Consider the following 12,509-nt stretch of genomic DNA (forward strand, 5'->3'; position numbering starts at 1 on the left):
TTTTCGGTTTTTTGGTGTATTTTTTCTTTATTAGCAACCCATTTAGTCCCCCAGGAATTTGGGGTGCCATAAAAATAAAGTAAATCATGATGGCTCATTATACCATAGAAAAACGTCAATGTTCAGATGGCACCTATCGCTACAGATGTACAGTTGGGATAAAAGAAAAAGGGAAATATATCTTTAGAGAAAATAGGATTTTTGCTAAACACGCACATGCAAAAACGTGGGGCACTAAAAGAGTCCTTGAGCTAGAACAAAATGGTGCCCCAAATCCGAATAGTATAAAAACTTTAACTTTTGGTGAACTTATATTCAAATATATGAATGACAAAAATCTTGGTGGAGTGGCTGGACATACTAAAAGATATGTACTTAATATGCTTTTAGACTCAGATATTTCAAGATTATCCCTTAACGAACTGTCCACCAATCTTATTGATCATTGTAGACATAGAAACGCTACAGGCGCTTCTCCTTCAACAGCCAATCATGATATTAGCTATATTGCGTCGGTTTTGAAATCAGCTAAGCCGATTTATGGAATAGATTACTCTTCAAATCCTGCTTATGAAGCAAAACCATTATTACTGCAAATGGGATTAATAGGTAGTAAATCTAAACGATGCACTAGGCGACCTGTAGAATATGAATTGAATAAACTGAAAGTTTGATTGCAAAAGAGAAGCGAGCAACGAGAAAGTAAAATACCTTTTGTAGATCTCCTTGATTTTTTGATATTATCTTGTATGAGAATTGGAGAGATATGTAAAATATTGTGGACTGATGTTGATGAAGAAAGTCGTTCAGTTGTTGTTCGTGATAGAAAAGATCCTCGAAAAAAATCGGGAAATCATATGATTGTTCCGTTGCTTGGCGAAGCATGGAATATTTTACAAAAACAACCAAAAACAGCTGAGCGCATCTTTCCATATAACTCACGTTCAGTAACAGCCGGATTTCAAAAAGTTAGAAATGTATTAGGTATTAAAGATCTACGTTATCATGATCTACGAAGAGAAGGAGCAAGTCGATTATTTGAAGCTGGCTTTAGTATTGAAGAAGTCGCTCAGGTTACAGGACACAGATCTCTTAGCGTTTTATGGCAAGTTTATACCGAACTTTATCCCAAATCTTTACATGAAAAATACAATATGCTAGTAAATAAAAAAAGAAGAAAAATAATGTAAGTGAGTAACGTTAATTTCTTTCTTATCACTGTCCTATCTTTGCCATAACGCTAAGAACAAAACCGCAATCTTACACATAACCCTCTACCCGCAACCAACAACTAATAGTTAACAACTTCCTCCAACGCTGCTAATATGATGCCCCTGTGATAGGGCTGTTTTGTTATTATAAAGATTGAAATATATGAAAAAGATAAAAAATAATCTTAACTATATAATTTTTTTATTAATATTTTTAGTATCGATACCTTTGAATATTTTTGTTTTTGAAGAAGATTCCAGAGTCCCACATGTATCTACTTTTACTATCCTCTTAATAACCTTTGTATTAATTATTAGTAATAACAAAATAAAAAAGCTCATAGGGTTATTTCTTCTATTTTTAATAAATTTTAAAATTGTATATGCGTTATACTCTAATGGAAATGTAACAACTGCTGTCCTACGTTCAATTCTTGAAACAAATACTCATGAAACGCTCTCTATGATCAGTGCTTTATTTTTGAAGTTGATTTTACCTTCATTTATCATCACTGCTACTTCATTTTATTTCATCCATAACATCAAGAAAAATGTAAAAAACACATCTCTATTTTTGTACTCGATATTATTCTCTACAATAATTTCTATTATCCTGATTGCTTTAGATATAAAAAATGATCAAAGGTTAATTTCTCATATTAAAATAGATAAATTAGAACTTGGCGTTTTTTTTCAACATAAAATACCTTTGGTATTTGGTGATGTTGTTTATTTGATAATATCAGCAAATGATGATAAGTATTTAAATACCGCAGAAATTGAGAAATTTAATTATTCAATTATTTCTAAGAGAAGAAAATAATAATAAAAATATAATACTAATCATGGGTGAGTCTTCTTTATTTTCACGTTACAGCGCGTACGGTTATCATTTAAATACAACACCACATATGAAAAAAATATTTTCTACAGAGAACAGTTGCATAATTAATAATGCACATTCTAGCGCTCCAGTAACTAGAGATTCAATTCCTATGACTTTAGCATTCCATACGCCCGAAAGTGCTAAAAACTTGTCAGAAAATAAGTCCATTATCGAAATGGCTAGAGCTAATGGATACAAAACTTATTGGTTAGGTTCTCAAGAACTACAAGGTATTTATAGCTCTAAATATGGTTTTATTGCTGGAAATGCCATTATATCAAGTTAACTAATTATAAAGATAATCAATTACCTGGCAATTTAGCAAAAGTGCTATCAGACAGTGCTCCAAAGCGATTTATCGTTATTCATCTCTATGGTAATCATATGCCATATAATAACTATGATGAAATTGATAAAAAAGCGTTACCAAAAGCCGAAAAATATGATTTAACTATTCATTATACTGACCGAGTCGTTAATAATATAATCAATGTTCTTAACGAAAAGAATATTGATTATAATTTAATTTATACATCGGATCACGGTGAGAAAGTAAATGTTGGTCATGGATCATTAAAAGGCAAAGAACAATATTTAATTCCTTTTATGTATAAATCTACTAACCCTATCTACGATTGTCAGTTTATCGAATCTTTTCGTAATAAAAATGGATATCTTAGTGGATTGATGAATAAGTATATTTTATCAGAACTTCTTGGTTATGAAATTGATAAAAATATTCTTAAAAAAGAAAGAGAGTATGACAGAATATTAAATGCTAATGAAAAGCCAATGCTGTACGTAGAAATCTCTGAATAAGGATAACAAAATTAACCCGCCTTTTGTGACAGGTTTCATATAAAATCCAATTATTTTATAACACTGGATTTTTTAGGCCATTCAATATCTGGTGCAGCCGATGTGTCTATACGATTAAGTTGCACACGATACTTTTTCCATTCTTTAAGTTTCACCTTTTCCTCTTCAGTCGCCATATCTAAATCAATCGCATCCTGCAAAGGGATAATCTCCATGTTTGCGTTATTCATTAATAATGATTTATTTTGCTCAGATTGTTGAATTAATTATTTTTTTGTTAATTGATAACGTTCAATTTTACCATTGATGTATAACCTTTCTTCATGCTTTTTATTGATAAACCGGCGCTTTTCTGGCATAATGGCCTCGCTGAAATTGAAAGAAAAAGGGGAAATTCGGCGTTTCCCTTCTTCTTGAAATGCATAATTAAACTCAAAGTTCGATATGATATTTGCAAGCTTCATTGTTTTTTAACTTTGGAGCTTCTTTTTTTGGCAATCTCAAATGCTCCAACATGTCTATCAGCTTGCGTATCTCTTCGCCTGATATATTTGTAATAACAACCTCCTGAGACTGCGAATCAGGCACATTTATCACATGCCTAGGCAAGCCGTATTCTGAGACCACCTGACAAGCTAGTTTAAATATTCTGGTTTTATCCCGACTCGCTGTTGAAGGGTGTATCCCTAGTGATTTGGCAAACCCGTTATTACCGCCTTCTGATGCCATCTTCTGGTAGAAGTAAGATTTCAAATGCTCAGGTTTGTAGGTGATTTTGATAGTATTTGAATATTCCATGATTATAATCCTTAAGTAATAAAATTCCCTACCTCGATATTCCTATGAGGTTTGTGAAAAAATAATAGATAGAGTGAGATTGTGAGTGATTAAGTGGGTTTTTCCGCTTCAGCCATTTAGCAGAGTGCTATCCGGTCGTCCGATGGTATACCGCATCGTTCGGTGATTATGGTTATGAATTTAATTTTTTATAAATCTTTGTGGGTAAAGAATTTGTATTTCGCTTATCTTTCCTTCATAGAATCGTGAGAGTTTCTCAGCTAATTCTAAAGACGCAGATTGAGTTCCCCTTTCTAATCGACTCAAGTTTCCTGCATCACAATTTATAGCGGTTACAACTTGAACAATTGTTAATTCATTTTCAATTCTAATTTTTCGTAGTGGTGTCTGCATAAAGATCTCCTTAAATGCGTTATGCGCATAATAATTCAACTTTCAAATATGTGCAAGACGCTTTGTGTAAAACGCAAAAAGAATATTTAATTATTATATGAGTGTAGGTACTAGAATTAGAAAACTTAGAAAAAAGAAAGGTATGACCATTCTTCAATTGGCTACAGCTATTAATAGCGATGTGGGCAATATCTCTCGTCTTGAAAGAAACAAGCAAGGATATAGTGAAAATACTCTTTTAAAAATTGCTTCAGCATTAGGAGTACAAATAGCTGATCTATTTTTAGATAGTAATGAAGCTAGTAATTCTCTACACAAAAGCAATCGAAAGTATAGTAATCTTAAAGAAGATCAAATCGAATTACTTGAACTATATGATAGCCTTCCAGAAGAAGCTAAACGTTTTATCAAAGAAATGAGAGATAGAAAAACTCACTACGATATAATTTTTAATGAGATGCTAAAAAAACGTGGTATCAGAGCTCCCTAAATTAATCTTTTTATCTCTATGGCCTATTTATAATTCCTCATTTTTTAACATTTAAATAAAAAAACCTACTGGCTCCCCTCCCACCTTATGTCGGTGAGAGTACCCTTTGGAGGTAAAGATGGTAAAAATTCTATTGAATTTAATAATGCGTTTTACGCATTTTCTTTTTACGCATATTATTTGTGTATCAAAGGCAAATAGCCAGCGATTGAAAAAAGTGAACGGCGCACTCTAACCCACAGGCGGACGGCGTATCTCTCAAGAGACAATGTACCGAAGTGGCAGAACCCATTTTTCATTACAAACACGATTATTTATTCATCTAATTTGTTAAGGAAAAATTTTATGAAAAAAACATCTGCTATATGCCCTGTATGTTCTAAACGGTTTAACCCCAACAAATCTTACGAGCATATTAAGGAATTCCACCCAAAAACAAGTGACTATCAGTTAACTATCATTCGTGATGTGCCCCGTAAGCGTTATGGTCAGAATAAGCCAGTGAAACATAAAAATGCAGCTTTACTGCCTCACACATCAATCTTTGCAGTATCACGGACAAAAGCGGCAAAATTAAAAGTTGCCTGACAATTTGATAGTCTTTGCAGCAATCTTATCCTACACTTAATTCCATCAGTTTCAGATAATAGTTATCCCTCCCGATGGGCTGGGAATTTGAAAATCTCCCAATTTCAGGGAGGCCAGGTTGTTAAAGAACGGTGTTACTCAGATAGTATTTCGCTTATCAGCAGGGATAACATCTGTTGGGTTTGGATAAAGATCAGTGTTTAATTCATGTGAAGTAACCTTCCAATTACCTAAGTAACAGAGTTTTATCACTCTATTACTTGGTACCTGATTATTTATGATCCAATTTGCTACTGATTGAACCGATTTTAAATTGAACTTACGTGCAACCATTGACATTGATCCAACAGCTTTAACGGCTTTATCAGTAATGTTTTTATATTGATCAGCCATTTCATTGATTCTCCTTTTAAGTCAACAAAAAAATACTATATAAAGTAGACATTATCAACTACTTAAAATAGAAATGACCAAAATACTTTTATCAAATAAACTTCTACCTATGGTAGATAAAAATATAAAACACTTAGATTTCGCAGATAGACTTAATCAATTGATGAAGCATAAAGATATAACCATCAAAGAATTAAGTCAGATCAGTGGTGTCACTTATGAAATGGCTCGACGTTATACTCTTGGGTCTGCTAAGCCACGTGATGAAAAAATGATAAAAATTGCTAATTTATTGGACGTGTCCGCGGCATGGCTTGATTACGGAATTGAAAGCGAAGTTACAAAAATAGTTGGTATGCCAGAATCTCAAAAACTAACACTAGAACAAGCTGAAATGCTGAGAATATTTAGTTCGTTCCCTGAAAAAGAACGTAAAGAATGGCTTGAAACTATGAAGAAACAGAAAATGGAAGCTGATGAATTTATAAAACGCTGGACAAAAGAGCAAATTAATAAAGGTTAGTCTTTTGTAGCATTTAATACTTAACTTTATTATTGATAATACAGATTTAAAAATAGACAAATTATCCCTCCTTCACTCCCAATCTTACTAGCTTTTAACCTTAAATAGCTTAACTACTTTCTTTATTTTTTGAATAAATCCTATTTAATCGTTATTACTACTTTTAGGTTTGCTATTTTAAGTAGTAAATCAACCTCATCAACTCACTGCAACAGGCAAAACGCCAAGACAATACCACGAGTTATCTTAAGCCTAGCCAGACGTTGCCAAGTAGCCAGCCTGAGGCGTATGAACATGAAGGCAAGTTACGACAATTAAGCAGTACCGTTCTTTAAGACTATTACGCTGAAAAAGCGAACAACCTACAACAGTACAAAATACAGTCGATAAGTTAAAAACCAACACCAGGGAACTACCAATATAACTGTAAATATAAACCGGATACCTCCGGCACACACCACTAAAACTTATTTAGGAGGTAATATGTGTAACTATCATGGTTATACCGTCGTCGACATGAGCGTAGAAGAGCCAGGCAAGCAGCTTATAAATATAACAAAGCGCTTAATATGGCATTGAAAGCGGCTTTAAACCCATCTAAGCAATCGAATCAACAAACAACTCCAAGCAAAAAACGCCCTGTTCTTTCACTAAAAAGAAAAATGATGAGTCGTGTTGAAATAGCAATATCAATTCGTCCGACTAAAGTTTATGACTCGTTTGATAATTGCTGTCTACCTGTAGTAGCTTTGTACACTTCTAGACGGTTTAACAATAAACCTAAATCAAACTTTGGAGTCACTGCTAACTGTTAAGACTAGCAATATAAATATCATGAAATTTATTGATTTTATTCAACTAACCCTCAATCGAATCAAAATGAAAATCTCGTTTTAAAGGAGAAGTATCTTGGATAACATTACATTCACTTACAATGCAGAACCGGCGTTGGCTGCGGGTAAAAGCGGATTTATTACGGAATCTGGCGCTTATATTGTTACGATTCAGGAAGCAAAATATGTCACCAGCAGCGGCCGCGCTGAATCGATTGAATTTTCGGTTGAGGCGGATGATGGCAAGAAAGCAAACTATCTCAACGTCTATTGTAAGAAAAAAGACGGCTCGCCAAATCAATATGGTATCAACATGATCCACGCCATTATGGGTTGTGCTGATGTCGGTCAATTAACAACGAAAATGATTAATGTCCATACACTCATAGCCCCAGAGCTTACCAATAAGCGTATTGGATTAGTACTACAAAAAACACTAAAGACAAAAACGAACGGACAAGATACTTACAGTTTCGACATTCTCTTGCCTTTCGTTGCGCAAACTCGTCAGACACTAGAAGAAAAATTAAAAGGATTTCCCCCTGAAATCATCGATAAAAAGTTTGCCAGACTACAGGATAAAGACCAACGCAAGAACTCCCCAGTAACCTACCATCAACAATATCAATCAGAATATCCTGGTGATGATGTGTTTTTTAGTGAATAAACCCTAAATCACATTTCGGAGTAACCGCTAATGCTTGATAATGACGAAAAAGATCGCAAAGAATGCAAATGGTCATGGATTGACTCAGATTATTTTTGGGAAGCATCTTGTGGTTTTTTTTATATTGATGGATGATGGTCCGAAAGAAAACGATATGAACTACTGTCCAGGATGCGGAGGTAGATTAATTGTCAAAAACGCCTTCGCCTTATTCTAAGGTCTGGGTGTATGACGGCAAGGAATTAAAACGCAGAAGATGATGGAACATGAATATCATCACTACCAAGATAATCCATCAAATAATTGGAATCACAGCTATGACAAATAGAGGTAGAAAATATCTTTTCATTATAATTAGTCTTGCCTCCCGTTGGTTGAAGTATCGATATTACTCTATTTTGGTAGCAGTGTGCACAAAGATAGTGAAGATCGATCTCATCACTAGCAGAAAGCTTAGACCGATATACTATCGACCCCGCGGAGTCTTATGCATTTCATAATTAGCAGACTGGCTCGTAAACATCTTGATTTTAGCATTTTCATCTTCAGCTTCATTGTGATTTGTGATTTGTGATTTGTTTCTCTGAATGATAAAGGCTAACAAGCTCTGAATTAATCATCTGTAAATCTGTAATTTTTTCTCTGAGTTCTCCAACCTCTTGATTAATTATCACTGTAGGGGTGAGATTATTTTAGCTTATTTTTCTCTGTAGGGGTACAAGAGAAACCAGCTTGCCTTACGTGGTTAAAAGCAGGCAATGAATATATTTAAATTAAGTTAAGAAGCACCCCGCTGTAGCACTTTTTAAGGTGAACAAAATGATTAAATACATCAACATTTTTATCCGATTATTATTCCTCATCTTTGTTATCCCAATCATTTTATACCTTAGCGCCATTCGATATTTAAATGAAAATATTGATATTGGGGAAAGTAAAGCTGAGGACATAATTTCATCAATCCAAAAGTTTTTAGATAAATATTTCCCTACAAAGTCTGAATGAATCGGTAGGATATAATGTCAAAGAAAGAACTTTTTTATGCTATTTCTCTCGATAGAGGTACAATAGAAACCACTTCCGCCTGGTAGCTAAATAATCAGGCAATCAAATCAATTTAAGGATGTGTGAATGCGGCTCTGCGCTCGTGGGACAGTCAACACTATAAATTATCTTTCAATAGCTAATTATAGTTTTATTGCACTTACCCGTCCGTGATGACTGTAAGCGGACACCGAGAGGAACTCGGCACACATCCTAACACTCTTCAGCAAATATCAATATGGACATGAAATCAACAAGGAGTAAACATCATGAAACTGGACAGTCCACGCATTGTAACGGCAAAGCATCCCAACATGAGAAATCTGGTTGGCGTAACTAATGGCAGTCGTGATTTAAGCGACTCAATATACTTAAGCAGTATTCATATATGGAATGATGACGACGACAGAGAAACACGCACTTTCAAAGAAATTATACAGTGCTTAACAAAAAAAAACGATCGTCTAAAAAAAACAGAATCGAAAGCTGATGAAAATATATCGTGAAATTGGCGGGCTGTGCAGAATTTGAACCTGCAACCAATCAACTATAGGTGCTCAGGAAAGTTAACACCTATAACCAAAGTTAACCGCCCCATAATTTAGGGATGATTTCTTTAAACAGTAAACCAAGAATACCCGCCAATAAAAACCATTGCAGAAGGTCAAATTTTTGTTCCAGTCTGTCAAAACGCTTTTCTGAAAAATCGAGTCGCTTATCTATCTGAGCAATCTCAGCCGATAAGTCTTTACGGACTTCTGCAATTTGAGTCTCAATTTTCTCGAAGCGAGCATCAACTTTATCAAATCTGGCATCTATTTCTTTACGAGTATCGCCTAAATCTCTTTTAGTTGCTACATCAACCGCTTCATGTGATTCACGAACAGCCAGAGAAATAGCTTTAGCCTGATCTTTAGGTAAACCAGCGCTTTCAAGCGTTTCAACAAATTTTAGTGTATCAAATGCAACCGGACCCATAGGGAATCCTCCTTTTGGGTAAGTATAACGGGTTTAGGCTGCAATCTGCAAAATCTTTCATCAATTAACTTTGAGGAATTTCTACATGCAAAATTTAATCAACATCGAAACAAAAAATATCAATGATGAATTAATCCAAACGGTGAATACTCTTGATTTACATGCGTTTTTGAAAATCGGTAAAGATTTTACCACATGGATAAAAGATAGAATAAAGCAATATGGATTTGTTGAAAATCAGGACTACATAATTGTAGAAAATTTGAGCCCCCAAAATCGGGGAGTCCAAAATCTCGCCAACGTCCGATGAGCGACTACCATATTTCCCTCGATATGGCGAAAGAACTTTCAATGGTTGAACGCAACGAGAAAGGGAAACAGGCAAGACAGTATTTCATTGAATGTGAACGACGAATTTTACAACCTCAACTTCAAACATTACTACCGACAAAAAAAGAACTCGCTCTCATGGTCATTCGTTCTGAGGAAGAGAAAAAAAAGTTATTACTGGAAAATAAAAGCCTGTCAACGGAAGTTGATTGCCTTAAAAATCTCTTCAAAGAAGGTATGACCCCTACCCAATTTAGCAAAATGCTTAACGGGGTAAACAGTCAGCAAATAAATCATTTTCTGGCAGAGCGCAAATGGCTCTACAACGAAAGTCAATCAGGTATACGTTGGCGTGTTGCTTCTTATGCACGGGATAAATATTTAACCGAAAAACAAAACGAAATAAGCCCTCATGGTGCTGACAGATTCATCAGTTATCAACCTGTCCTACTCAAAAAGGGGGCTCAACGTCTCTATGATTTGTATCTGGATTACAAGCTGCCCATGAAGTTGACGTGGAATGGATCACATACTCATGACAAATCCATTCAGGGTATTTATCTGAAACACTAATTACTTTCGTCTGTTCAATCTTCACAATTAACCAAGAGATAACAATATGAACCAGCTTAAACAGAGGAGCTTCGCTACGTCTTAAATAGTGACAGCTTTGTAAAAAAAATTCCATAAAAATCATCCCCACCTTGCTAATCATCGCGTTGACAAGCCTCGTTTTACTGTTAGCAAGATAGGAATAATTCATGAACTTATTTGAATTGACTCAGTTGCTCAAGGAACAAAGAAAAAGCAATGAGCTTAAGGAACATAACAAATATGAACATCAACGTGAAGTGCTTGGACAAAAAAACGTTCCTGTCAGCTGGCAGGATTTCAGGGGAGACTTCACATGAAAATGCCACGATTGACTGACGAGAGAAGATGTCAGTCGAAAGAGGAAGCTATTGCCTATGCAATGCAACAAATAGAGTTTATTAAACAAGGTGAAGAGCCCTTATCTCCATCGATGAAAGAAAAACGCCAAGCGATGGAAATGTATGTCAAAGAAGTAAAAGAGCTTCAACAATTTATTAGCAGCCTACAGCCTACAGCCTACAGCCTACAGCCTACAACCTACAACCTACAACCTACAACCTACAACCTACAACCTACAACAGAAATAATAACACAAAAATACAATCCTACAGAAGACACTAGTGATAGAGGGTATGACAAAGGCCGGTACATGGGAGATTAGATATGGGAACAGCAACATTAATCCTAGGAGAATCAGGGACAGGTAAAAGTACTAGCTTGAGAAATCTTGATATAAGCAAAACGCTAATTGTTCAATGCATAAACAAACCTCTGCCATTTCCAGCAAAAGAATGGAAATTAAGAGCTGGTGATAACCCTGATGGCAATGTATATCGAACCGACCAAACTGATAAAATCGTAGCAGTCCTAAAAAGAGCCCCGCATGAAATTATTGTTATTGATGACTATCAGGCTGTGATGGTTAACGAACTTATGGCAAAGTGCAACGAAAGAGGATATGACAAATTTACTTCTATTGGTAAGAATGCCTGGGATGTGTTTAGAGCTGCCGGTGAAGGTTCGGATAGTCGCCGTGTTTATATTTTATCTCACACTCAAACCGATGATTTTGGCAGTGTACGAATGAAAACAATCGGTAAACTGGTTGACTCAACGCTCGTGCCAGAAGGATATTTTACTATCGTTTTGCGAACACATGTATCAAACGGCTCTTACTCTTTCTCAACTCAACCAAATGGCAGTGATTGCTGCAAAAGCCCCATGGGAATGTTTGATTCTCAACTCATAGAAAATGACCTAAACGAGATAGATAAGGTGATCTGTAATTATTATGGAATTGAAACAGTTAATGTGGAGGATAAAGCAGTATGAGCAACAATATTATTTTTTACTTACAATGAAGAGTCGGCAATATCATCATGCCAGGGTGGTTATATTAATGAAACAGGCGCTTATGTTATCACGATAACTGAGGCTAAATTAACAAGAAGTGAAGAAGGTGCAGAGTTTATTGAGTTTTCGGGCAAAAGTGATAACGGGAAAAAAGTTAATTATTTAAATATATGCTACAAGAAAAATGATGGCTCAGTAAATACATTTGGTAACAATATGGTTAATGCAATCATGGGTTGCTGCGGAATAAAACAATCAACTGTTATCTATCAAGGTAGTAATGCTTTTTCACCAGAGTTCAATAATAAAAAAGTTGGATTAGTCTTACAGAAAATTTTAAAGACGAAAAAAACGGGTGAAGACACCTATTCTCTTGACATAAAAATGCCATTTTACCCTACTACATGGCAAACCATTTTAGAAAAAGTGGAAAATAAAGAGGCTATGGCAGTCAAAAAACTTCTTTCAACATTAAAAGATAAAGATGAAAGAAAAAACATTAACTCAAATAGTAATCAACCCCCGTTTTGGGGAGAGAAAAGAAAGCAACAGCATGATCAAAATAACATCCCTCAATCAGATTTTGAGGAGGATGATATTCCTTTCTAG

19 protein-coding genes and 2 pseudogenes are annotated in these 12,509 nt (G+C 35.0%); 16 read left to right on the forward strand and 5 right to left on the reverse strand.

Annotated elements, in window-relative coordinates:
• Window positions 1-89: 89 nt before the first annotated feature.
• The 4 genes and pseudogenes from AC01GB_RS04775 (at window position 90) to AC01GB_RS04790 (ending at window position 2,916) form a co-directional block, all read left to right on the forward strand.
• Window positions 90-1,190: pseudogene (locus AC01GB_RS04775) on the forward strand (tyrosine-type recombinase/integrase).
• A gap of 184 nt (window positions 1,191-1,374) precedes the next feature.
• A complete protein-coding gene (locus AC01GB_RS04780; protein WP_474450800.1) occupies window positions 1,375-2,034 on the forward strand; it encodes a hypothetical protein in 660 nt (219 codons plus the stop codon).
• Complete coding sequence (locus AC01GB_RS04785; RefSeq protein ID WP_474450801.1) at window positions 1,991-2,383, forward strand: sulfatase-like hydrolase/transferase; 393 nt, start codon at window positions 1,991-1,993, stop codon at window positions 2,381-2,383. Before AC01GB_RS04780 ends, AC01GB_RS04785 begins: the two co-directional genes overlap by 44 nt.
• A 41-nt stretch (window positions 2,384-2,424) precedes the next feature.
• Window positions 2,425-2,916, forward strand: a complete 492-nt coding sequence (locus AC01GB_RS04790; protein WP_474450803.1) for a sulfatase-like hydrolase/transferase — start codon at window positions 2,425-2,427, stop codon at window positions 2,914-2,916.
• 50 nt (window positions 2,917-2,966) lie between these two features.
• On the opposite strand, the pseudogene AC01GB_RS04795 reads toward AC01GB_RS04790, so the two are convergent.
• The 3 genes and pseudogenes from AC01GB_RS04795 to AC01GB_RS04805 form a co-directional block, all read right to left on the reverse strand.
• Window positions 2,967-3,182: pseudogene (locus AC01GB_RS04795) on the reverse strand (tail fiber assembly protein); the annotation flags it as partial.
• Window positions 3,183-3,348: 166 nt separating this feature from the next.
• Window positions 3,349-3,714 (reverse strand): hypothetical protein, encoded by a 366-nt coding sequence (locus AC01GB_RS04800; protein ID WP_474450805.1) that lies wholly within the window; start codon window positions 3,712-3,714, stop codon window positions 3,349-3,351.
• Window positions 3,715-3,894: 180 nt separating this feature from the next.
• Window positions 3,895-4,107 (reverse strand): helix-turn-helix domain-containing protein, encoded by a 213-nt coding sequence (locus AC01GB_RS04805; protein ID WP_474450806.1) that lies wholly within the window; start codon window positions 4,105-4,107, stop codon window positions 3,895-3,897.
• 97 nt (window positions 4,108-4,204) lie between these two features.
• Here AC01GB_RS04805 and AC01GB_RS04810 point away from each other — a divergent pair, with 97 nt between their 5' ends.
• Window positions 4,205-4,597 (forward strand): helix-turn-helix domain-containing protein, encoded by a 393-nt coding sequence (locus AC01GB_RS04810; protein ID WP_474450807.1) that lies wholly within the window; start codon window positions 4,205-4,207, stop codon window positions 4,595-4,597.
• A gap of 345 nt (window positions 4,598-4,942) precedes the next feature.
• Window positions 4,943-5,185, forward strand: coding sequence for a hypothetical protein (locus AC01GB_RS04815; RefSeq protein WP_474450808.1), 243 nt, complete (start codon window positions 4,943-4,945; stop codon window positions 5,183-5,185).
• A gap of 138 nt (window positions 5,186-5,323) precedes the next feature.
• Here AC01GB_RS04815 and AC01GB_RS04820 read toward each other — a convergent pair whose 3' ends face one another.
• Window positions 5,324-5,578: a YdaS family helix-turn-helix protein gene (locus AC01GB_RS04820; RefSeq protein WP_474450810.1), complete on the reverse strand. Its 255-nt coding sequence runs from the start codon at window positions 5,576-5,578 to the stop codon at window positions 5,324-5,326.
• 109 nt (window positions 5,579-5,687) lie between these two features.
• Between AC01GB_RS04820 and AC01GB_RS04825 the strand changes: the two genes are divergently transcribed.
• From AC01GB_RS04825 to AC01GB_RS04840, 4 genes are all read left to right on the forward strand, one after another.
• Entirely contained in the window at window positions 5,688-6,101 is a 414-nt protein-coding gene (locus AC01GB_RS04825) for a helix-turn-helix domain-containing protein (RefSeq protein ID WP_474450811.1), read from the forward strand.
• 569 nt (window positions 6,102-6,670) lie between these two features.
• Window positions 6,671-6,916 carry a hypothetical protein gene (locus AC01GB_RS04830; protein WP_474450812.1) on the forward strand — a complete coding sequence of 82 codons (246 nt, stop codon included), beginning with the start codon at window positions 6,671-6,673 and terminating at the stop codon, window positions 6,914-6,916.
• 94 nt (window positions 6,917-7,010) lie between these two features.
• Entirely contained in the window at window positions 7,011-7,601 is a 591-nt protein-coding gene (locus AC01GB_RS04835; protein ID WP_474450813.1) for a DUF669 domain-containing protein, read from the forward strand.
• Between the two features lie 1,313 nt (window positions 7,602-8,914).
• Complete coding sequence (locus AC01GB_RS04840; protein ID WP_474450814.1) at window positions 8,915-9,151, forward strand: hypothetical protein; 237 nt, start codon at window positions 8,915-8,917, stop codon at window positions 9,149-9,151.
• A 79-nt stretch (window positions 9,152-9,230) separates the two neighbouring features.
• On the opposite strand, the gene AC01GB_RS04845 is transcribed toward AC01GB_RS04840, so the two are convergent.
• Window positions 9,231-9,623 (reverse strand): CCDC90 family protein, encoded by a 393-nt coding sequence (locus tag AC01GB_RS04845; protein ID WP_474450815.1) that lies wholly within the window; start codon window positions 9,621-9,623, stop codon window positions 9,231-9,233.
• A gap of 85 nt (window positions 9,624-9,708) precedes the next feature.
• Between AC01GB_RS04845 and AC01GB_RS04850 the strand changes: the two genes are divergently transcribed.
• The 6 genes from AC01GB_RS04850 (at window position 9,709) to AC01GB_RS04875 (ending at window position 12,509) form a co-directional block, all read left to right on the forward strand.
• Complete coding sequence (locus AC01GB_RS04850; RefSeq protein WP_474450816.1) at window positions 9,709-9,933, forward strand: antA/AntB antirepressor family protein; 225 nt, start codon at window positions 9,709-9,711, stop codon at window positions 9,931-9,933.
• Window positions 9,930-10,526, forward strand: a complete 597-nt coding sequence (locus AC01GB_RS04855; protein WP_474450817.1) for a phage antirepressor KilAC domain-containing protein — start codon at window positions 9,930-9,932, stop codon at window positions 10,524-10,526. The genes AC01GB_RS04850 and AC01GB_RS04855 overlap by 4 nt, the downstream gene beginning before the upstream one ends.
• A 188-nt stretch (window positions 10,527-10,714) precedes the next feature.
• Window positions 10,715-10,864, forward strand: coding sequence for a hypothetical protein (locus AC01GB_RS04860; protein ID WP_310509881.1), 150 nt, complete (start codon window positions 10,715-10,717; stop codon window positions 10,862-10,864).
• A complete protein-coding gene (locus tag AC01GB_RS04865) occupies window positions 10,861-11,208 on the forward strand; it encodes a hypothetical protein (RefSeq protein WP_474450818.1) in 348 nt (115 codons plus the stop codon). The genes AC01GB_RS04860 and AC01GB_RS04865 overlap by 4 nt, the downstream gene beginning before the upstream one ends.
• Window positions 11,209-11,210: 2 nt before the next feature.
• Window positions 11,211-11,879: an ATP-binding protein gene (locus AC01GB_RS04870; RefSeq protein ID WP_474450820.1), complete on the forward strand. Its 669-nt coding sequence runs from the start codon at window positions 11,211-11,213 to the stop codon at window positions 11,877-11,879.
• Between the two features lie 237 nt (window positions 11,880-12,116).
• Window positions 12,117-12,509, forward strand: a complete 393-nt coding sequence (locus AC01GB_RS04875) for a hypothetical protein (RefSeq protein WP_474450821.1) — start codon at window positions 12,117-12,119, stop codon at window positions 12,507-12,509.

This window comes from Candidatus Arsenophonus phytopathogenicus, from assembly GCF_056113345.1.